General features: G+C 63.6%; 19 protein-coding genes. 1 reads left to right on the forward strand and 18 read right to left on the reverse strand.

The window, feature by feature from the left end; translation table 11 throughout:
• Window positions 1-2 precede the first annotated feature (2 nt).
• From OHL12_RS01975 to OHL12_RS02005, 7 genes are all read right to left on the reverse strand, one after another.
• Window positions 3-875, reverse strand: a complete 873-nt coding sequence (locus OHL12_RS01975) for an undecaprenyl-diphosphate phosphatase (RefSeq protein WP_263412165.1) — start codon at window positions 873-875, stop codon at window positions 3-5.
• Between the two features lie 56 nt (window positions 876-931).
• Window positions 932-1921, reverse strand: coding sequence for a hypothetical protein (locus OHL12_RS01980; RefSeq protein WP_263412166.1), 990 nt, complete (start codon window positions 1919-1921; stop codon window positions 932-934).
• Between the two features lie 15 nt (window positions 1922-1936).
• The gene (locus tag OHL12_RS01985) at window positions 1937-2950 is read right to left on the reverse strand and encodes a threonine ammonia-lyase (protein ID WP_263412167.1); all 1014 of its coding nucleotides are present in this window, start codon (window positions 2948-2950) and stop codon (window positions 1937-1939) included.
• A 34-nt stretch (window positions 2951-2984) separates the two neighbouring features.
• Entirely contained in the window at window positions 2985-4247 is a 1263-nt protein-coding gene (locus OHL12_RS01990) for an alpha/beta hydrolase family protein (protein ID WP_263412168.1), read from the reverse strand.
• Window positions 4248-4286: 39 nt separating this feature from the next.
• Window positions 4287-5948, reverse strand: coding sequence for a ribonuclease J (locus tag OHL12_RS01995; protein WP_263412169.1), 1662 nt, complete (start codon window positions 5946-5948; stop codon window positions 4287-4289).
• Between the two features lie 128 nt (window positions 5949-6076).
• A complete protein-coding gene (locus tag OHL12_RS02000; RefSeq protein ID WP_263412170.1) occupies window positions 6077-6826 on the reverse strand; it encodes a TMEM175 family protein in 750 nt (249 codons plus the stop codon).
• 15 nt (window positions 6827-6841) lie between these two features.
• Complete coding sequence (locus OHL12_RS02005; RefSeq protein ID WP_263412171.1) at window positions 6842-7696, reverse strand: 2,3,4,5-tetrahydropyridine-2,6-dicarboxylate N-succinyltransferase; 855 nt, start codon at window positions 7694-7696, stop codon at window positions 6842-6844.
• Between the two features lie 49 nt (window positions 7697-7745).
• On the opposite strand from OHL12_RS02005, the gene OHL12_RS02010 reads away from it, so the two are divergent.
• Entirely contained in the window at window positions 7746-8072 is a 327-nt protein-coding gene (locus OHL12_RS02010) for a hypothetical protein (RefSeq protein ID WP_263412172.1), read from the forward strand.
• 9 nt (window positions 8073-8081) lie between these two features.
• Here OHL12_RS02010 and dapA read toward each other — a convergent pair whose 3' ends face one another.
• The 11 genes from dapA to OHL12_RS02065 form a co-directional block, all read right to left on the reverse strand.
• The gene (gene dapA / locus OHL12_RS02015; protein ID WP_263412173.1) at window positions 8082-8981 is read right to left on the reverse strand and encodes a 4-hydroxy-tetrahydrodipicolinate synthase; all 900 of its coding nucleotides are present in this window, start codon (window positions 8979-8981) and stop codon (window positions 8082-8084) included.
• Window positions 8982-8995: 14 nt separating this feature from the next.
• Window positions 8996-9634 (reverse strand): TMEM175 family protein, encoded by a 639-nt coding sequence (locus OHL12_RS02020; RefSeq protein WP_263412174.1) that lies wholly within the window; start codon window positions 9632-9634, stop codon window positions 8996-8998.
• Between the two features lie 4 nt (window positions 9635-9638).
• Complete coding sequence (locus OHL12_RS02025) at window positions 9639-10904, reverse strand: aminopeptidase (RefSeq protein ID WP_263412175.1); 1266 nt, start codon at window positions 10902-10904, stop codon at window positions 9639-9641.
• Between the two features lie 69 nt (window positions 10905-10973).
• Window positions 10974-11660 (reverse strand): 4-hydroxy-tetrahydrodipicolinate reductase, encoded by a 687-nt coding sequence (locus OHL12_RS02030; RefSeq protein WP_263412176.1) that lies wholly within the window; start codon window positions 11658-11660, stop codon window positions 10974-10976.
• A 40-nt stretch (window positions 11661-11700) separates the two neighbouring features.
• A complete protein-coding gene (gene lysC, locus OHL12_RS02035) occupies window positions 11701-13140 on the reverse strand; it encodes a lysine-sensitive aspartokinase 3 (RefSeq protein WP_263412177.1) in 1440 nt (479 codons plus the stop codon).
• Window positions 13137-14207 (reverse strand): aspartate-semialdehyde dehydrogenase, encoded by a 1071-nt coding sequence (asd, locus tag OHL12_RS02040; RefSeq protein WP_263412178.1) that lies wholly within the window; start codon window positions 14205-14207, stop codon window positions 13137-13139. Before asd ends, lysC begins: the two co-directional genes overlap by 4 nt.
• 165 nt (window positions 14208-14372) lie before the next feature.
• Entirely contained in the window at window positions 14373-14681 is a 309-nt protein-coding gene (locus OHL12_RS02045; protein ID WP_263412179.1) for a hypothetical protein, read from the reverse strand.
• Window positions 14682-14690: 9 nt separating this feature from the next.
• Window positions 14691-15425 carry a cupredoxin domain-containing protein gene (locus tag OHL12_RS02050; protein WP_263412180.1) on the reverse strand — a complete coding sequence of 245 codons (735 nt, stop codon included), beginning with the start codon at window positions 15423-15425 and terminating at the stop codon, window positions 14691-14693.
• 85 nt (window positions 15426-15510) lie between these two features.
• Window positions 15511-15993 carry a transcriptional regulator NrdR gene (nrdR, locus tag OHL12_RS02055; RefSeq protein WP_263412181.1) on the reverse strand — a complete coding sequence of 161 codons (483 nt, stop codon included), beginning with the start codon at window positions 15991-15993 and terminating at the stop codon, window positions 15511-15513.
• A complete protein-coding gene (locus OHL12_RS02060) occupies window positions 15990-17051 on the reverse strand; it encodes a lysylphosphatidylglycerol synthase transmembrane domain-containing protein (protein WP_263412182.1) in 1062 nt (353 codons plus the stop codon). The genes nrdR and OHL12_RS02060 overlap by 4 nt, the downstream gene beginning before the upstream one ends.
• Window positions 17048-17794 (reverse strand): lytic transglycosylase domain-containing protein, encoded by a 747-nt coding sequence (locus OHL12_RS02065; RefSeq protein ID WP_263412183.1) that lies wholly within the window; start codon window positions 17792-17794, stop codon window positions 17048-17050. The genes OHL12_RS02060 and OHL12_RS02065 overlap by 4 nt, the downstream gene beginning before the upstream one ends.
• Window positions 17795-17810 lie beyond the last annotated feature (16 nt).

Below are 17810 nucleotides of genomic sequence, written 5' to 3' on the forward strand. Positions count from 1 at the left end.
GCCTACAGCCGGTGCTCGTGCAACAAGAACAGCAACACCGCTCCCAGCAGAATGCGATATACCGCAAACACGGTGAAGCCGCGCCTCCGCACCCAATTCAGGAACCACGCCACTACGACGTAGGCCACGATGAAGGAGACGGCAGTGCCGATAATCAGCACCAGCCAGCGCTCCGGACCCATGGTCAAGGGCGCCAGCGCCTCGGCTCCGACCTCGTGCGAAGGATGCAACGCCTTCAGTAGGGCGTAGCCGGTCGCCACAATCATGGTCGGAATGGAGAGCAGAAACGAGAACTCGAGCGCCGTCGCTCGATCTGTGCCGGCAAGCTGCGCCGCCGCGATGGTGCTCATGGATCGCGACGTTCCCGGGATCACCGCGCTTAATACCTGGCAGAGACCGATCCAGATCGACTGGCCCAGCGTCATCTCTTCCACGTGTGTTGTCCGCGGTTCCCGCCGCGCCGCCCACGCATCTACGGCCCACATAATCACGCCGCCCACCAGCAACGCCAGCGCGATCACCGTCAGGTCTTCCAGGTTCTTGCCGACGACCTTGGTCAGCAGCTTCGCCGGAATGGCGGTGCAGACAAACGCGACAGTCACCAATGTCAGCGGATGCGTAAGCCACGTCTTCTCTCCGCGCTCACCCTGTGGAAAGGTGCGGAAGAACCGCACGATGCGGCCCAGGAACAGCAGCATCAGCGCAAGAATGGCGCCCAACTGGATCACGATCGTGTACATCTTCCAGTACGGGTCGTCCAGCGGCACGTGCAGCAACGCCTCAGTGATGCGCAGGTGCGCCGTGGAACTCACGGGCAGGAATTCGGTCAGGCCTTCAACAATGCCCAGAACCACAGACAGCAGATACTCGTTCAAGCGTGCTCCACAGCAAACGGGATCGGGTCCGGCTGCGCGAGCGACGCACCCCCGATCTAGTCGCGGTCTGTGCCGTAAATCGCGATGCCTTGCTCCACCCTGTATACCAGAGCCTGCGCGCGTGCCGTGTAGTCGCTTGCCGGGAACTTCGCCAGCATCTGGTCGCGCAAGGCATGCGCATGCTGCGCGGCGGCGTCGGCCCTCTTGGTGTTGTCCTCCGCGCCGTACATGGTTACCAGAACCCCTTGGCGATACGCCGCGTTCCAAAGCGCCTCGGCCGTTTTCGGCCCGTCCGGGTAAGCATTAGCGTACTTCTCGTACACCTCGCTCTCCAGCGCCGGGCACTTTGGCAGACCCTGCCAGTCTCCGCACAGTTTCGCGTCCAGCAGATCGAACGCGGCCAGCGCCGCATACTTTGTGCCCGCCTGCTGCTTGACTACCTTGCGCAGCGCGTCCTGGTACAGCTTGGGCCGGTTGTTCGGGTCTGGATCGCGGTAGCTCGGCAGCGTGCGCGCGTCGAACTTCTCCTCCTGCCAGCGAATGTCGGCGGAGCGCCAAGCGCTTTCGCCAGCCAATGGGGAGCTGGGGAAGTACTCCGCCACGCGGCGGTACAGCAGGTGCGCGGAGCCGGCGGCGATCTTCGGAGCATGGGGCTCCGCGGCATCTGCTTCCGCACTCGCCGCAGCACCATACAGCAGCCGGTCGCCGTTCGGCGTTGCCGTGCTCACCACGCCCTTGTTGCGGATCCAGCCTGACCGCGGCACTGCATTCTCGTTCTCCGCAAACTCCGGCTCGTCGTCCGTGTTCTTTTCCTCCACGTCGGTATTAGCAAATACTTTGACCCACGGACCCGAACGGCTCACGATGACCACCTCGTGGCCTGGCGTTACTTCGCTCACCTTTTGCGAGTTTGCGTCCGCATCCACATACACGATGGCCGTGTGCAGCACCGTCGCGCGCTCTCCAGCGTGCTGGTTGGGCGATTGCGCCGCCGCAAACGTGGTAGGAAGCAGGAAGGCGACACTCAAGCAGGCGAAAAGACGCATACACGAGGTTAGACGCTACGACTCCGCTTCGATCAACTCCTGTCGCAACGCCGGATCGATGTTGCCACCACTCACGACACAGACGACGTTCTTCGCGGCAGGCAGGTCATCTCCGTGGAACAGAGCAGCAGCCAGGGTTACGGCACCGCTCGGCTCGGCGACCAGGTTCGCCGCGGTCAGCAGCAACCGTGTCGCGTCCAGGATTTCGTCTTCAGTCACCGTCACAATCCCATCCACATACTTGACGATGTGGTTGTACGTGCGCTGCGCCAGGCTTTGCGTGCGCAGGCCATCCGCGATCGTCTTTACCGTCTGCGTACCGGGCCACTCCACAATCTGGCGCTTGCGAAAGCTCTCCGCCGCATCGCCCGCCAACTCCGGCTCGGCTCCCCACACCTTCACGCCCTCGCGTGATGATTTGATTGCGGTCGCGATGCCACTCAACAGCCCACCGCCGCTCACAGGGCTCAGGACCAGGTCGACTTCCGGCAGTTGCTCCAGTATCTCGAGCCCGCACGTGCCCTGGCCGGCAATGATCAGGTCATCATCGTACGGCGGCACCAGCACCGCCCCGGTCTCGCGCACAATGCGATCGGCGGTCTGAATGCGTTCCGTGCTCGCGGGTCCTACCAGCACCACCTCGGCGCCGTAGCCTGCGGTTGCATCGCGCTTGATACGTGGCGCGACCTCCGGCATCACGATCGTCGCCTTGGCGCCGTGCGCCCGCGCCGCGTACGCCACACCTTGCGCATGGTTCCCACTGGAATGCGCGACTACGCCACGCTGTAACTCTTCGTCGGTCAGGCTCGCGACTTTGTTGTACGCCCCGCGCAGCTTGAAGGAGCCGATCGGCTGCTCGTTTTCCGCTTTCAGCCAGATGGCAGGGAGGTTCTGCGGCAGCGCAAAGCCCAGCCCGCGCGCATGCTCCACATCCAGCCGGTACAAGCCCGTGCGCACCGCGACACCCGCGATGCGCTCACGCGCCTGTTCGATCTGTTCCAAGGTCACCAGCGGCAGGGAAGTCTCCATGCCCGATTCTTTCACGCGCCGTACCCGCTGCGCCTCAGCGCTCGATTGCGTGCAGCACTCGCGCCATGAAGTGAACCAACTGAAACTCATCCCAGGCGCTTGGCGACTTCTGCATGTCGATGTGCGAGAGCACGGGGCTCACGAGCGCTGCCTGAAGCGTGGTGCTGCGCAGTTCGCTCGCCATCCACAGCGTCTCGGCGGCGGGAATGATGTTGTCTGCCTCGCCGTGCAGCAGAAAGACCGGCACCGTCAGCTCGCCAAGGTGCGTCTCGGGCGACAGGCCGGCAAGTTCCTTCTGGTGACGCAGCGCACTGGTCCGCAGCATGGCCTGCACAGCGGTGCTGCCGGCGTCCATCAGTTCCGCTGCCTCAGCCTGTTGCCGGGGAGACAGGTCTTCCATCGCGTCCTGCTCGGCCTGCTTGTCCTCGTACAGGTGGGCGCGCAGCACTTTGCGAATCGCCTCAGTGTCGCCGCTGGGCACAAACTCTTCCACGTGCTCGTATTCCAGAACCAGCGGACCGTATTCGTGCGCAGGCAGCGTCTCCAGCGAACCGTCGGGACGCGGTGCTTCGCCGGTGCGGTAGTACGCCGCAACGCGCTCCATCGCATCCTGCGCACCCACGGCCAGCAGCACCTTCATCGATGGCCGGTACGCCGGATTTGCCGCCGCCACCAGCGACAGGCCGCCGCTGAAGCTCAATCCCAGCACGCCCACCGGCTTGCCCTTGCGCTGTGCAAACCATTTGGTGGACGAACCGATGACCGCAACACTGCTTTCGCTGATGTGGTAGTCCTTGATGTCCGGCAGCTCCGGCGTCAGCACTTGCAGCCCAACGCTCGCCATCGCGCTCGCAAAGCTCATCAGCCTTGGCTCGTTCATGCCCAGGTGGTGCACACCATGAAACACCACCAGCCCGGGCGCGTTCGGGTGCTTCACCGGCGTGTACATGCGCGCCAGCACCGGCCCGGCATCGGTTTGCAGAGTCAGATCCTGCGTGGTGAACGGCTCAACCGTGATCGCGCGAATCGGCGCGGGTACCGTGTCGCCGCTCATCAGCTTCAGCGCGGTCAGCGCCTGCAGGTGGACGTGAATCAATGGCCACGTGATCAGCAGCAGCAGGGCGACAACAAAAACAGCGATGCCGCTCCATACCCAGCCCGCGCCGTAGCGGTCGCGCGCCTCATCGTACCGCGCACCCAGACGTTCGCCCAGCAGGGAACGTCCGGTCGCAGCGACTCCGACATCGCGGTGCCGTCGTTTCAGGATGGATCGCGGACGTGGAAAGCGACGCGGCATCGATCTAGGACCAGGCCTCCACAGGCGCAGCGTTCAGGGTCAGATCTCCAGGATGACAGGCATGATCATCGGCCGACGACCGGTGCTCTTCTGGATCTGCCGCTTCAGGTCCGACCGTACCTTTTCCTTAATCAGCATCCAGTCGCGCCGCTCCTCAATCGAGCTCGACTCGATCGTATGCGCAATCGTCTGCCGCAGCTCGGTCGCCATGGCTTGTTCATTCACCGCAAAGCCGCGTGTCACAATCTCTGGCGCGCCTTGCTGTCGTCCGGTCATCTTGTCGATGGTGATGATCGCCAGGACCAGGCCGCCCTCACTCAGGTGCTTGCGGTCGCGGATGATCATCTCTTCCACGGCCTCAGTCGCCGATCCCGAATCGATCAACACACGTCCGGTTGCCACCTTGCCCGTCTTGCTCATGCTGCCGGCGGTCAGCTCGATGACTTCGCCGTCTTCCACCAGCATCGCCTGCTGAGGAATCCCGGTGCCCACCGCCACTTCCACGTGCTGCGTCAGATGCCGGTAGTCGCCGTGCACGGGAATGAAGTACTTCGGGCGCAAGAGGTTGATCATCAGCCGCAGCTCTTCCTGCGATGCGTGTCCGCTCACGTGAATCAGGCCGGACCGGCCGTCGTCGTGAATCACGCGCGCTTTGCGGCGGTACAGGTGATCGATCACGTTGTAAATCGGCTTCTCATTGCCCGGGATCACACGCGATGAGAACACCACGGTGTCACCCGCTTCAATGCGCGCATGCTTGTGGTTGTCCACCGCGGCCCGGCTCAGCGCGCTCATCGGCTCGCCCTGCGTTCCGCTGATCAGCACACACACCTTCTCCGGCGGCATGTCTTTCAACTGTCCGCTATGAATCAGCAGGCCGGGCGGCGGGTCGATATAGCCCAGATCCTGCGCAATCTCCGTAGCGTTGTCCATGGAGCGGCCGATCAGCGCGACCTTGCGGCCATGCTTGTGCGCCAGGTCCATGGCCAGCTTGATCCGGTGGATCGAAGACGAGAAGCACGTAAAGAACAGCCGGCGCTCGGTCCGCGCAAAGATCTCATCCAGACGCGGCAGGACCGCCAACTCTCCCGGCGTAAAGCCAGGCCGATCCACGTTGGTGGAGTCCTGCATCAGCAGCAGAACGCCCTCTTTGCCCAGCTCGGCGAAACTCTGCAGATCGAACGGGTGTCCGTCCGGGCTCGACAGATCAATCTTGAAGTCGCCCGTGTGCACGATGGTGCCGACCGGCGTGCGGATCGCCAGCGCCACGCAGTCCACCAGCGAATGCGTCACGCGCAGTGGCGAGACGCGGAACGGCCCAAGCTCAAAGCTCGAGCCCGGTAACATTTCGATCAGGTCGGCATCGTCCAGCAGCTTGTGCTCTTCCAGCTTGCCTTCCACCAGCGTCAGCGTGAACTCGGTGCCGTACACCGGCACGTTCAGCTCGCTCAGGATCCACGGCAGGCCGCCAATGTGATCCTCATGCCCGTGGGTCAACAGAATGCCGCGCACCTTCTCGCGGTTCTCTGTCAGAAAGCTGATGTCAGGCACGACGATGTTCACGCCGAGCATGTCATCCTCAGGGAACATCAGGCCGGCATCGATTACGACGATGTCGTCCTTCCATTGAACGGCCATGCAGTTCATGCCGAACTCCCCCAGGCCGCCCAGGGGTACAATCTTCAACGTTTCCAGACTCATTCGACTTCAGCGTAACACCGCTGTCGTGACGGCATGGGCCGTTCGAGCGATCGCGCCGAGCAATTTCGAGCCGAAGTGAACCCGGCACGCCGCTCCGGGTGGCCGATCGTTTACCGATCCTCGCCGCGTCAGGAGGGCAGGGCGCTATGCAGAGAGCCGGTTGGCCGCGCCTGCCGCTGCAGAACGCGGATACGTTTACCAAAGTAGGATCCCGTAATCGTCTTCCAGATACCGATCAGGCCGAAAAGGTAGCAGGCGGCCATCGCGTGCTGCGGAGCGATCAGCATCGCGACGATGGCGACGGCAACGCCACAGCAGGCAGTAGCACCTAGATCGACCATCTCACCCCGGACGATCAGCCGCTCCAGTTCGTCCAGTTGCAGGGCATCGCGCTGCCGCCAGCCATTCCAGTTCAACAGAAAGAGGAAGAGGTAGATGGCAGTGAACCCGAGCGCGTACGTAACCGTAAGCTGGCGGAACTGGTACGCATGGGTGATCGGGTGGTGTTCCGTGTGCTCCGTGTAGAACTGCGAGGTGAACAGCGTGAACAGGAACTTGAGCGGGTACACGTAAAACAACACGGTAAACAGCAGGGCCGCATTGATGACGATGGTCGCCAGATCGTGCAGGCCGAACCTGCGGAAGAATCGGAAGTGCGACAGCCAGACCGTCATCAGGAACAAGAAGCAGATGGAGAACGGCAGGAACCCCAGCAGGACATCCTGCAGTTCGTCGAAGGTCTTCGGCACTTCCAGCGACGCCACAATCAGTGTCAGTGCGAAGCCGAACACCACGTCGGAAAAGCCGTCGATCCGCGACATCTCCTCACCACGTAAGCGGAAGCCGTCTTTGCCGACCAGAGCGTGTGTGATCTGCATAGGAGTGCCGACAGCCTAGCGCAGCAGGTCTTCCAACACCAGAGATAGTTCGGTTTTGCTGTCGCGATACTTCACGATGATGGGCGTGTACACGCTCAGTCCCTGCGTGCTTCCCTTGGTCACGGCGCGGGACCCAGGCACAACCACGGCTCCCTCCGGGATGATGAGCGGCGACTCCGCGGAGGCGCGCAGCACGGTGTCGTTCACCACGTCGTACACGGGGGTCCCGCGAGTCAGAATCGTACCGGCAGCCAGCACCGCGCCCTTGCGCACGATCGTGCCTTCGTACACGCCAGTGTTGCCGCCCACCAGAACGTCATCTTCGATGATCACCGGCGTTGCATTCACCGGCTCCAGCACACCACCGATCTGCGCCGCCGCACTCAAGTGAACGCGCCGGCCAATCTGCGCGCAGCTTCCCACCAGCGCGTGCGAGTCGACCATCGTGCCCTCGTCCACATACGCTCCCACGTTCACATACATGGGCGGCATGCAGACCACGCCGGCAGCCAGGTACGCACCCGACCTCACCGACGATCCGCCCGGCACAATCCGCACGCCGTCTTCTGCCGTCCACACCCGCGCCGGATACGTGTGCTTGTCCACAAACGACCCCGCACCCATTTCCGTCATCGCGCCCAGCCGAAAGCCCAGCAGGATGCCCCGCTTTACCCAGGCGTTCACCTTCCAGCCCAAGGCGCTTGCAGCGTCCGGCTCGGCGGAACGCAGCGTTCCGCGCTCCAGAGCTTCCCGCAACTCATGAAAGCTGTCCAGGGCTTCGCGCTCCTGCGCGGCGGCCGCGCCAAGCGCGAAAAAATGCTCAATCCGGCTCTGAAGCGAGCCAGCGGAAACGTCTGCAACCGGGGTCATATCGCGAGTTTATCAATCGTCCCGGTGCGCGCCGGCATCTCAGCCCACGATGGCTGCGCCACACCACTATCCGACGACACCGGATGGCCGCTACTTCGTCGTTCGCGGCCGCTTGTGGCGTTGTCCCAACCCGCATCTCTCGGAGGACGAGCGGCTAAAGCTCGTGCACGAACTGATGCAGGCACGGAGCGCCAAAGGACGAGCCATGCGCGCTGGCGATCTTGAAGCACGGGAGCTGGCACGCCGGCGGGTGGACGCCGCCAAGCACGCCCTCGGCGAACGCGGAAAGCCCTGGTGGACTGACGGCGCTCCCGACTACAACCGGCACATGGTGCGTAACTCGCCCTATGCCGGCTGGTTCGCCACGCTGGATTAATAAAGAGAGCTAAGCTCCCACTTCCTGCAGCAGCCGCTGCAACTCATCGCGCAGCGCTTCCGTGACCGGCACCAACGGCAGACGCACCGCATCGCTCTCGATCCGCCCGATGCTGTGGAGTAGCGACTTCACCGGGCACGGATTGGGCTCGCGAAACAGCGCGGTTGTCAGCGGCGCAAGCTTGCGTCCCAACGTATGCGCGGTGCTCCAGTCAGCTTCGGCAGCGCTGCGCGCCATGCGAACAACCTCGGTCGGCGCTGCATTGGACACTACCGAGATCACGCCCACTCCACCGGCCGCCAACACCGGCAACGCCAGGTAGTCGTCCCCGGCAAACACCCGAATGCCCGCCGGAACGCGCGCGATCAGATCCGTGATCTGCGGCATGCTCCCGCTGGATTCCTTCACGCCCACGATGTTCGGGCAAGCCCCGGCCAGCTCGACGACCGTAGCAGGCTCCAGGTTCGCCGCCGTTCGCCCGGGGATGTTGTACAGCAGCACCGGCACTGGCGCGACCGCATCCGCCACCGCTTTGAAGTGCAGGAACTGCCCGCGCTGGTTTGGCTTGCTGTAGTACGGGTTCGCGGTCAGGATTCCGCCCACGCCCGGCACCGCGGCCAATGCCTTTGCCCTGCGCACTGCCTCAGCCGTGCTGTTGTGGGTGCATCCTGCAAACACCGGCACGCGCCCGGCGGCAGCCTCGACTACCGTCTGCACTACTTGCAGCGTCTCGTCTTCAGAAAGCGTTGCCGCTTCGCCTGTCGACCCGCACGCCACCAGCAGCGAGATGCCGCTAGCGATCTGCCACTCGGTCAGCAATCGCAGCGACTGCAGATCCAGCGATCCGTCCGCGTAAAAGGGTGTAACGAGTGCCGTACCAACGCCGCCGAGGTCTTCCTGTGTCTTCATTTCCGCAGTCGAGTCTACCGCGATTCTCCCTTCGACGAACGCGGGAGCGGCGCGTGCATACGCGCCACGTGCTGCGTGCCCAGCCAAGGTGCGATCCAGATCACCGTGACCGACGCCGTAAGCGCAAGCGAGAACAGCGGGTGCCAGTAAGCCGCAGGAACTGCGACGACGTACAGCAGCAGCGAGCCCACATGTTTCGCGACCTCGGCACGATCGTTCTCGCCAAACGTGCCGGTCTGCCGCTGCACACGCAGCAGCGTCATCCTCAGCAGGCCAAAGCTCGCGCCGGTCAGCAGCATCATCACGGCATACTGCATCACGGCAAACGCGCTGAACTGCTTCTCGTCCACGTACTCCGTCGACAGCGGAATGAGCGACGAGATGAATAGCCACAGCAGGTTCGTCAGCAGGGTGGAGTAGTGAACCCGCTCCACCCTGCGCAGCAGCTCGTGATGATTCAGCCAGTAAATGCCGATCATCACGAAGCTCAGGAAGTACACGCCCAACCGCGGCGCGATCTCACGCACCGCCGGCCAGCCATCGGTGTGTGGCACGTGCAGCTCCAGCACCATGATGGTGATGATCACCGCAATCACACCGTCAGAGAACGCCTCCATCCGGCCGGTCGGCAGGGTTCGAGCTTCAACGCTCACCGAACTAGACCCACTCGCCTTGCCGCATCAGCGGCTCGCTCGTGCCATCCGTGCGCACGCCGTCCACGTCCACCTCGCCCGACCCGATCATCCAGTCCACGTGAATCAGGCTGGTGTTCGCGCCCTTCGCGGCCAGTGTCGCTTCGTCCATGTGCTCGCCTTCGCGAATGCAGGTGGCGTACGCCTGGCCCAGCGCGATGTGGCTCGCCGCGTTCTCGTCGAACAACGTGTTCCAGAACAACAGGCCGCTCTGTGCGATTGGCGAGGAGTGCGGCACCAGGGCCACCTCACCCAATCGCGAGGCACCCTCGTCGACGCTGATCAGCTTCCGCAGCGCATCCTGCCCAGCCGAGGCGTTCGCCTCCACGATGCGGCCGCCTTCAAACCGTACCTGGATGTTTTCGATCAGCGTGCCCTGATGCGACAGCGGCTTCGACGCGCTCACCGTCCCACTCACGCGATCCTTGTGCGGCGTGGTGAAGCACTCTTCCGTCGGGATGTTCGCGTTGCAGAAGATGCCGTTGCCGCACACGCCACCGCCGCCGGCCCAGAGGTGATCATCCGCCAGGCCGACGGTCAGGTCTGTGCCCGGCCCGCGGAAGTGCAGGGCACTGTATCGCTTCTCATTCAGCCGATCTACTTGCGCTGCAATGTTCTGCCCATGCTGTTTCCAATCCGCCACTGGATCGTCACCCGTGATGCGCGATGCTTTGAAGATTGCCTCCCAGAGCGCCGGTACAGCCTCCGCCTCGTGCAGATGAGGGAAGACCAGCTTCGCCCACGCGGGCGTCGCACCGGCCAGGATCGACCAATTGATCGCATGCCGTGTGATCGGTTCCATCGCGGGCTTCATCGCCTTGCTCGTCGCCACGTTGGCCCGGCTCACCTTGGCCGGATCTTGGTCCTTCAGCAGCGCTGGATTGGCACCCGCGATGCCCAACCGAGCCGCACCCGAACCATACGCCGCCGCAATGCCGTCGGCGAGCCACTTCGGCGTGAAGTCAAAGCTCGCGTCAGGCGCGTACTTATAGCGCGCCAGGATCGTCTCATCGTCCGCGTACAGCGTCGTCACCGCCTTGGCGCCGGCCTTGTAGGCGTGTTCGGTGATGCGCCGGACGAACGGCACGTGATCCAGCGAAGCGCTGATCACCACTTCCTGCTCGGGTTGCAGGTTGAGACCAACACGCACCGCAACCAGCGCCAGCCGGTCCAGCTTTTCTTCAAAGGTCAATGTTCCAAACGGCTTGGCAGGGGCTTCAACGGTGCTCATGGCACTCAGTCTAAGCTGCTGAGCCCGTGCCGTGCGCTCCCGGACCGCAGTCCGGGCCCACCTGCGCCTCTACCGCTTCAACTGCGCGTACACGTCCCGAAAGTCATACACGCCAGTCCGCCCGGCCAGCCACTCCGCCGCGCGCACCGCGCCTTCGGCAAATCCACGCCGAGAGAACGCCTCATGCGTTAAAACGATACGGTCCGCGTCGCTACGCGCTTCAAGGATGTGCAAGCCCGCCGCATCACCCTCGCGCTTCGACGTGATCGGCACCTCATTCGGGCCCGCACTCACCGCCTGCTGCAGAGAGATCGCGGTGCCGGAAGGCGCGTCCAGCTTCGTCACGTGGTGCGTCTCTTCGATCGCAAACGTGTACCCCGCGTCGCGCAGAGATGTTGCCATTTCTTTCGCAAGCTGAAGCATCATCTGCACACCAACGGAAAAGTTGGTGCCGTAGAGCAGGCTCGCACTGCGACGCTCCGCCAGGTCGCGCATGTCGCGCAGGCTGCCGTACCAGCCCGTAGTGCCCACCACCACCTTGGCCCCGTTTGCCAGCAGCGCACGCAGATTCGTCTGCACCGCTTCCGGAGTCGTGAAGTCGATCGCCACGTCGAACCCCGCCACAAACGGGGCGGTCAGCGCTGCGCCGTTCGGGTTCTCTTTCGCGTCCAGCACGTGCACGCCGTGGCCGCGCTCGTGCGCCACCTCTGCAACCAGGTTGCCCGTCTTGCCGTGACCCAGAACCAGAATCCGCATGTGTTTCTCCTCGGTACTACGGTCGGCAGAGCCGTGCCCGCTACTGCTTGGACGCTGTCATGGCGTCCACGTCAAAGATCGCCGGATCGGGATCCGTGAAGAATGCCGCATGCAACGAGCGCACCGCCTCCTCCACATCTTCTTCCTCGATCATGAAACTCATGTTGATCTCGCTTGCACCCTGCGAGATCATGCGCACGTTCACGTGCCCCACCGCGGTAAACACCTTGCCGGCAATGCCGTTGTGTCCGCGAATGTCCTCGCCGACCATGCAGATCAGTGCCTTATTGCTCTCGAACTTCACATCCGCGATCTGCCGCAGGTCCGCCGCAATCGCAGGCAGGCGATCGCTCGTGTCCACCGTTACGGATATCGACACCTCGCTCGTCGAGACCATGTCGATCACAACGTGGTGCTTGTCGAATACGTCGAACACAGCCTTCAGGTACCCGTGCGACATCAACATCCGGCTCGCGACGATGTCCACAATCGTCAACCGCTTCTTGACCGCAATGCACTTGAACGGCGACTTGCATGGCGGAGCCACCGCCGTAATGCGTGTGCCCTCGTTGGTCGGATTTCGCGAGTTCAGCACCCACACCGGGATGTTCTGCTGCACCGCCGGCAGGATGGTCGCGGGGTGCAGTACTTTCGCGCCGAAATAGGCAAGCTCAGCCGCCTCCTCGAAGCTCACCGTCTTCACGCGCAGAGCGTCGGGGCAGATGCGCGGGTCCGTGGTCATGATCCCGTCCACGTCGGTCCAGATCTCAATCGCGCCGCTTCGCAACGCGCCACCCACCAGTGCGGCAGAGAAGTCGCTGCCACCACGCCCCAGCGTGGTTGTAACGCCAGCCTCGGTCGCCCCGATAAAGCCGCCCATCACGGGCAGCTTGCCCTCGTTCAGCAAGGGCAACGCAACCTGCTCCATCGCCTTCTCGATCATTGCTTCCTGCGGCACTGCCTTGCCGAAGCTGTCGTCTGTGACGATGCAGGTGCGCGCGTCCACATGCGCGGCGTCCAGCCCTGCATTCAAAAACGCCGCCGCGACAATGCGGCTCGAAAGCCGCTCGCCAAAGCTGACCACCAGGTCGGTCGTGCGCGGGGTCAGTTCGCCCACCGCCGCGATCCCGCGCAGCAGATCGTCCAAGGCGTCGAACTCCGCATGCAGTGCGTTCGACAGCGGCACATCCGCCGCCGCGCTCACCAGCTTTGCCGCAGTCTCGAGGTGTCGTCCGCGCAGCCGCTGGCTCAATGCCAGCGCTCCCGCGCGATCGCCCCGGCCCGCGGCAGCAGCAGCAGCGAGCAAGGAATCCGTCACCTTGGCCATTGCGGAAACCACTACAAACGGGCGCAGGTTCCTGTCGCGCCGGCCGGCGACAATGCCGGCCGTCCTCGCAATCGCGACCGCGTCTTCGACGGACGTGCCGCCAAACTTCATCACCACCACGTCGCCGCGCAACAAACCCGCGTTCCCGCTCATGCCGCGTCCTTCGGCAGCTTGCCGCTACGCGCCAGCACCTCGGCGTTCAGCACCGCCGCGCCTGCCGCGCCACGCAAGGTGTTGTGGCTCAGCAGAACGAACTTCCAGTCCAGCAGCGTGCAGGGCCGCAACCGGCCGACCGTCGTGCTCATGCCATTCCCGGCGTTTACGTCCAGCCGGGGCTGCGGCCGGTCTGGCGCGTCGGTGTAGATCACGGGCGTGTCCGGCGCGGAAGGGAACTGCTTGCCGTCCAACGGCCGGAAGCTCCGCCACGCCTCCAGGACCTCGTCCCGCGTTGCCGGCGTCTTCAGCTTGATGCTGACGCACTCCGTATGACCATCGATCACCGCGACGCGATTGCAATGCGCGCTCACCTTCGCAGAGAGCGGGTCCACCGCCGATCCGGTATACCGGCCCAGCAGCTTGCCGACCTCTTCCTGCATCTTCTCTTCTTCATTCCGGATGAACGGCACCACATTGCCCAAGATGTCGAGCGACGGCACGCCGGGGTAGCCGGCGCCGCTGACCGCCTGCATGGTGCTCACAAACAGGCTCTCGATGCCGAAGCGCTGCTCCAGCGGCTTCAGTGCCAGCACCAGCCCGATCGCGGAGCAGTTCGGGTTCGTGACGATGTATCCGCCACTTGCACGCCGCACCTCCTGCGACTCCAGCAGGCTCAGGTGATCGCCATTCACCTCAGGCACCACCAGCGGCACGTCGGCTGTCATGCGGAACGCGCTTGAGTTGGAAATCACCGCGCACCCGGCTGCCGCAAACTGCGGCTCCAATTCGCGCGCAATGTCGGTGTCCAGTGCCGCAAAGATGATCTTCGGCAGTGCCCCACCCGCCGCAGCAGGCGTGTTCGGCTGCACCACCATCTCTGCCACGCGCTGCGGCATGGGCGTATCCAGCTTCCAGGCGCATGCCTCGCGGTACGTCTTTCCGGCAGAGCGGTCGCTGGCGGCCAGCCACGCCACCTCAAACCACGGGTGCCGCTCCAGCAGTTGCACAAATCGTTGGCCAACGGTGCCGGTTGCACCCAGAATGCCTACCCGTCTTCGCTCCACGTGCGGTGTTCCTTTACGTCTCGTTCGGTCTGTCAAGAATACGTGAACCGGCGCAGCCCATGCTCGGACCTCTTTCACTCGCTGCGCGAACGCGCCGTTCTTGCACGAACAAAGGGCACAGCCTTGGCTGTGCCCTCTCCTGCCAGTTATGCCATCTCGCCCGGTCTAAACGTCGTCCGACCAGCGGCGCTGCACATACCTTCCGCCGATGCCGTACCACGCAATCACCGCCGCTATGGCGTGAATCAGGAACCATCCTGAGATGCCGCTGTCCGTGTACAGCATGTACAGGATCAGGGCCCGCGGCACGATTAGTGCGATCACCGTAGGCAGAATCGGAATGGCCAGCACATTCCCGTGTTGATGGTCCCACCACCAGACCAGCAGGCTGAGCCGCGGCAGAAACAGGCTAATCACCAGGAACCACAGCGGAAACACGTGCGTGGGACCGAAGCTGAGAACTCCAACGTGCATGCAGATCTCCTATTGCGCTTTGTATGTCACAGTGACGGACGAGTTCGTCTGCGGCTTGATGTTCACCTGCGCATGGCGCTCGCCAAGCTTCTCATGCACAAACACCACGTCGTAGCTTCCCTCGGGCAGGCCGCTGATGCTGAAGCTCCCGTCTGGCGCGGTTACGGCAAAGAACACGCTTGGCGCCACGTTGATGAATGCATTCATCCACGGGTGGTTGTTGCAGCGTACCGGAACCATGTTCTCCGGTTCGCGGTAGAACAGGCGCTCCGGCTTCGCGCCCGGACCCTGCGACAGGTCCACATTGCGATTGCCCGCCTGCACCGCCATCGAGTGAACGTTGTGCATCGCGGGATCGGAGTTGCGGAACTCCACCGATCCGCCCGCCGCAACCGCGACCACGTGCGGCTGGAAGCGGCAACCATGCTGGTCGATCACTACGGGTTCCACGGGGGCCTTCAAGTGCGGAGCGCCCTTCACGTACACGAAGACGTTCGCCAGGTGCCCATGATCCACGATCACCTGTTCCGACAGGTTCGGCTGCCCCGCAAGCGAGCACGCTGGATCCTGACTCATGTCGATGGGTACGCGGGCCGGTGCGGCTCCCGCAAACTGAACCACGCCCGTTACCGTGCCGGTGCTCGCCGCGTTGGGCGCGGGATCGTACTTGATGTCGCTGCCGCGATCGACGACTGCACCCTGGCGAATCGCGCCATCCGGCTTGCACCCGGCCAGACCGAACATCGTTCCAAAACACACAGCAGCAGGGAGTATGAGGCGTCGCATCCGTCTTGGGATGCAGCCGCTCGTCACTAGGTTGAACAGAAGGTTACAGCGAACTGTGCGAGCGACGCCGCGGCGAGCTCGACAGCAACTCCCGCAGCTCCGTCTCAAACTCCCGCACGTCTTTGAAATCGCGGTACACCGACGCAAACCGGATGTATGCCACCGTATCCATGTCCCGGAGCCGGTTCATCAGCAGTTCGCCCAGTTCCGTCGTGGTCCGCTCGCGGTCTGGCGAATCCACCACGTACGCTTCGGCCTCGTCCACCAGTTGCTGCAGCTTCGCGGTGGAGATGGGCCGCTTCTGGCACGAGTGCAGCAGCCCGCTCAGCACCTTCTGCCGGTCGAACTTCTCGCGCCGCCCATCCTTTTTCACCACCATGTACGGAATCTCATCGATCCGCTCGTAAGTGGTGAATCGCTTGTTGCACCGCTCGCATTCGCGCCGGCGGCGAATGGAATCCGCCTCTTTGCTTTCGCGCGAATCCACCACTTTGTCCTGCGAGTAGCCGCAGAATGGGCACCTCATGCCAATGCCTCCTCTGCCGACTCGCTCCGCGTCTTCAGGTCCGTCAGGCTCACCCCATCCAGCCGCGCATAGATCAGTCCCGCCGGAATGACGCAAAGGATATTCACGATCAGCAGCAGCGCGCCGCAAGCCGTGGCGGTCGCCAGCGGCGTGCCGTAGAAACCGTGCATCGACGCCGCCGTCGCCCCGATCTGGGTAAACCAGCCCAACACCGGTAGCTGCAGCAGGGAACTGCCCATCGATGCGCCCATCAGCAGCATCGTGCTCGCAAAAGACAATCCTGCCAGCGTCGGTTCCGCTGCGAACGCGTGCACCGTCTGCACGTAGGACAGCGCGATCAGAAGCCACTGAAATACACTCAGCGCGCCAGCCCATGCGGCTACGCCGAAAGAACCTATGCCTTCCAGGCCATCACGAAAGGTCAGCACTTTCTCCTTCAGGCCGGTGCCAAGTTTCGGCGAGATGCGCGATCCAAGCTGCCCTAGTGCCGAAGCGAGGCCTACTCCCGCCACCCGGATCGCCACCGCGAAGCCCGCCAGAAACAGCGTTCCCGCCAGGCTCACCACGCCCACGCGTACAAAGATTTCGTGGTGCGGCATGGTGGACGGTGTGAACGCCAGCGCGGTCGAAAAGATGAGGGCCGCGGCGCCGAGGTCGAACATCCGCTCCAGGGTGTACACCGCGATCTGGCTCGGCAGGGAGGTCTGCGACTTTCGCGCAATCAGGTATGGGCGCGAAAGATCGGCGATGCGACCGAAGATCGCAACCGCCGTAAAGCCGGTGAACTGCGGGCCCAGCAGAAACAGCGGTCCAACCTCTCGCTGCCGGCGCATGAACACCGACCAGCGGTAGCCGCGCACCACGTAGCTGCCATAAATCAACAGGATGCCAGCGACGATGTGCCACCACGCCACACCCTGCATCTGCCGCAGAAACTCGTGAACATCGAACGTCAGTCCGCGTCGCCGCGCCCACCACACACCCAGGCTCGCCAGCAACAGCACGATGGCAAGCACCACCAGGGCGCGGCCAGAACTTTTCTGCTTTGTCTCGGTCATCGTCCGGGCGCGACTCCCACCGCAAGCGCAGCCGCAGCATGCTGCGCCAGCAGCGTCCTCCGATTGAACTCGCGGATGATCCTGGCTACATATAGCCGCGTTTCGCGATACGGCGGCACGCCGTGGTACCGGTCTACCGCTCCCGGTCCGGCGTTGTAGGCCGCCAGCGCCAGCGGCAGGTCGTCGTGGTATCGCCGTAAGAGGCTGTCCAGGTAGTCCGTCCCTCCGCGCACGTTCTGTTCCGGCGCAAAGCTGTCCTTCACTCCCAGAGCCCGCGCTGTTCCGGGCATCAACTGCATCAGCCCCTGCGCGCCGGTGCGTGAAACGGCGTGGACGTGCCCACCACTCTCGGCGTTCACCACGCTGCGCAACAAGTCCACGTTGATCTGCCGGGCAGCCCCGTTCTGCTGGATCAGCTCATCTACATTCAAGGCCATTGCAGAGGCGCTGCCCGCGATCGTTCTGCTCGCAGGAGCCACGCGACCGTCAACGGCATTAGACATTGTCGGCGCTGGCGCGTCCCGTTCCGCCGAGGCGATCGCGTCCGCAGAAACGTCCATGTAATTGCCCGACCCGGCGCTCAGGTACAGTCGCACGTGCTCTGCATCCAGCACCTCGCGGTGATCGCACGTCAGGCTGAAGCCATTTCGCAGCGTGACGCGCTCCTCCGCCCGCGCAGCTGTGCACGCTGCAAGCAGCGCAGCCACAGCCAGGGTCTGGCACAGTCGTGTGCGGAATCGCATACCGTCAGCCTACCGG

This window comes from Terriglobus aquaticus (assembly GCF_025685415.1).
Taxonomy (GTDB): Bacteria; Acidobacteriota; Terriglobia; order Terriglobales; family Acidobacteriaceae; genus Terriglobus; species Terriglobus aquaticus.

Bases quoted from the DNA above. Each gene is read 5' to 3' on its own strand.
- OHL12_RS01980 (WP_263412166.1), bottom strand. From the start codon at position 1,921: ATGCGTCTTTTCGCCTGCTTGAGTGTCGCCTTCCTGCTTCCTACCACG.
- OHL12_RS02010 (WP_263412172.1), top strand. From the start codon at position 7,746: ATGGCTGCGCCACACCACTATCCGACGACACCGGATGGCCGCTACTTC.
- OHL12_RS01995 (WP_263412169.1), bottom strand. From the start codon at position 5,948: ATGAGTCTGGAAACGTTGAAGATTGTACCCCTGGGCGGCCTGGGGGAG.
- nrdR (WP_263412181.1), bottom strand. From the start codon at position 15,993: ATGAGGTGCCCATTCTGCGGCTACTCGCAGGACAAAGTGGTGGATTCG.
- OHL12_RS02045 (WP_263412179.1), bottom strand. From the start codon at position 14,681: ATGCACGTTGGAGTTCTCAGCTTCGGTCCCACGCACGTGTTTCCGCTG.
- OHL12_RS02065 (WP_263412183.1), bottom strand. From the start codon at position 17,794: ATGCGATTCCGCACACGACTGTGCCAGACCCTGGCTGTGGCTGCGCTG.
- OHL12_RS01990 (WP_263412168.1), bottom strand. From the start codon at position 4,247: ATGCCGCGTCGCTTTCCACGTCCGCGATCCATCCTGAAACGACGGCAC.
- OHL12_RS02060 (WP_263412182.1), bottom strand. From the start codon at position 17,051: ATGACCGAGACAAAGCAGAAAAGTTCTGGCCGCGCCCTGGTGGTGCTT.
- dapA (WP_263412173.1), bottom strand. From the start codon at position 8,981: ATGAAGACACAGGAAGACCTCGGCGGCGTTGGTACGGCACTCGTTACA.
- OHL12_RS02050 (WP_263412180.1), bottom strand. From the start codon at position 15,425: ATGTTCGGTCTGGCCGGGTGCAAGCCGGATGGCGCGATTCGCCAGGGT.
- lysC (WP_263412177.1), bottom strand. From the start codon at position 13,140: ATGAGCGGGAACGCGGGTTTGTTGCGCGGCGACGTGGTGGTGATGAAG.
- OHL12_RS01985 (WP_263412167.1), bottom strand. From the start codon at position 2,950: ATGGAGACTTCCCTGCCGCTGGTGACCTTGGAACAGATCGAACAGGCG.
- OHL12_RS02025 (WP_263412175.1), bottom strand. From the start codon at position 10,904: ATGAGCACCGTTGAAGCCCCTGCCAAGCCGTTTGGAACATTGACCTTT.
- OHL12_RS02030 (WP_263412176.1), bottom strand. From the start codon at position 11,660: ATGCGGATTCTGGTTCTGGGTCACGGCAAGACGGGCAACCTGGTTGCA.
- OHL12_RS02005 (WP_263412171.1), bottom strand. From the start codon at position 7,696: ATGACCCCGGTTGCAGACGTTTCCGCTGGCTCGCTTCAGAGCCGGATT.
- OHL12_RS02000 (WP_263412170.1), bottom strand. From the start codon at position 6,826: ATGCAGATCACACACGCTCTGGTCGGCAAAGACGGCTTCCGCTTACGT.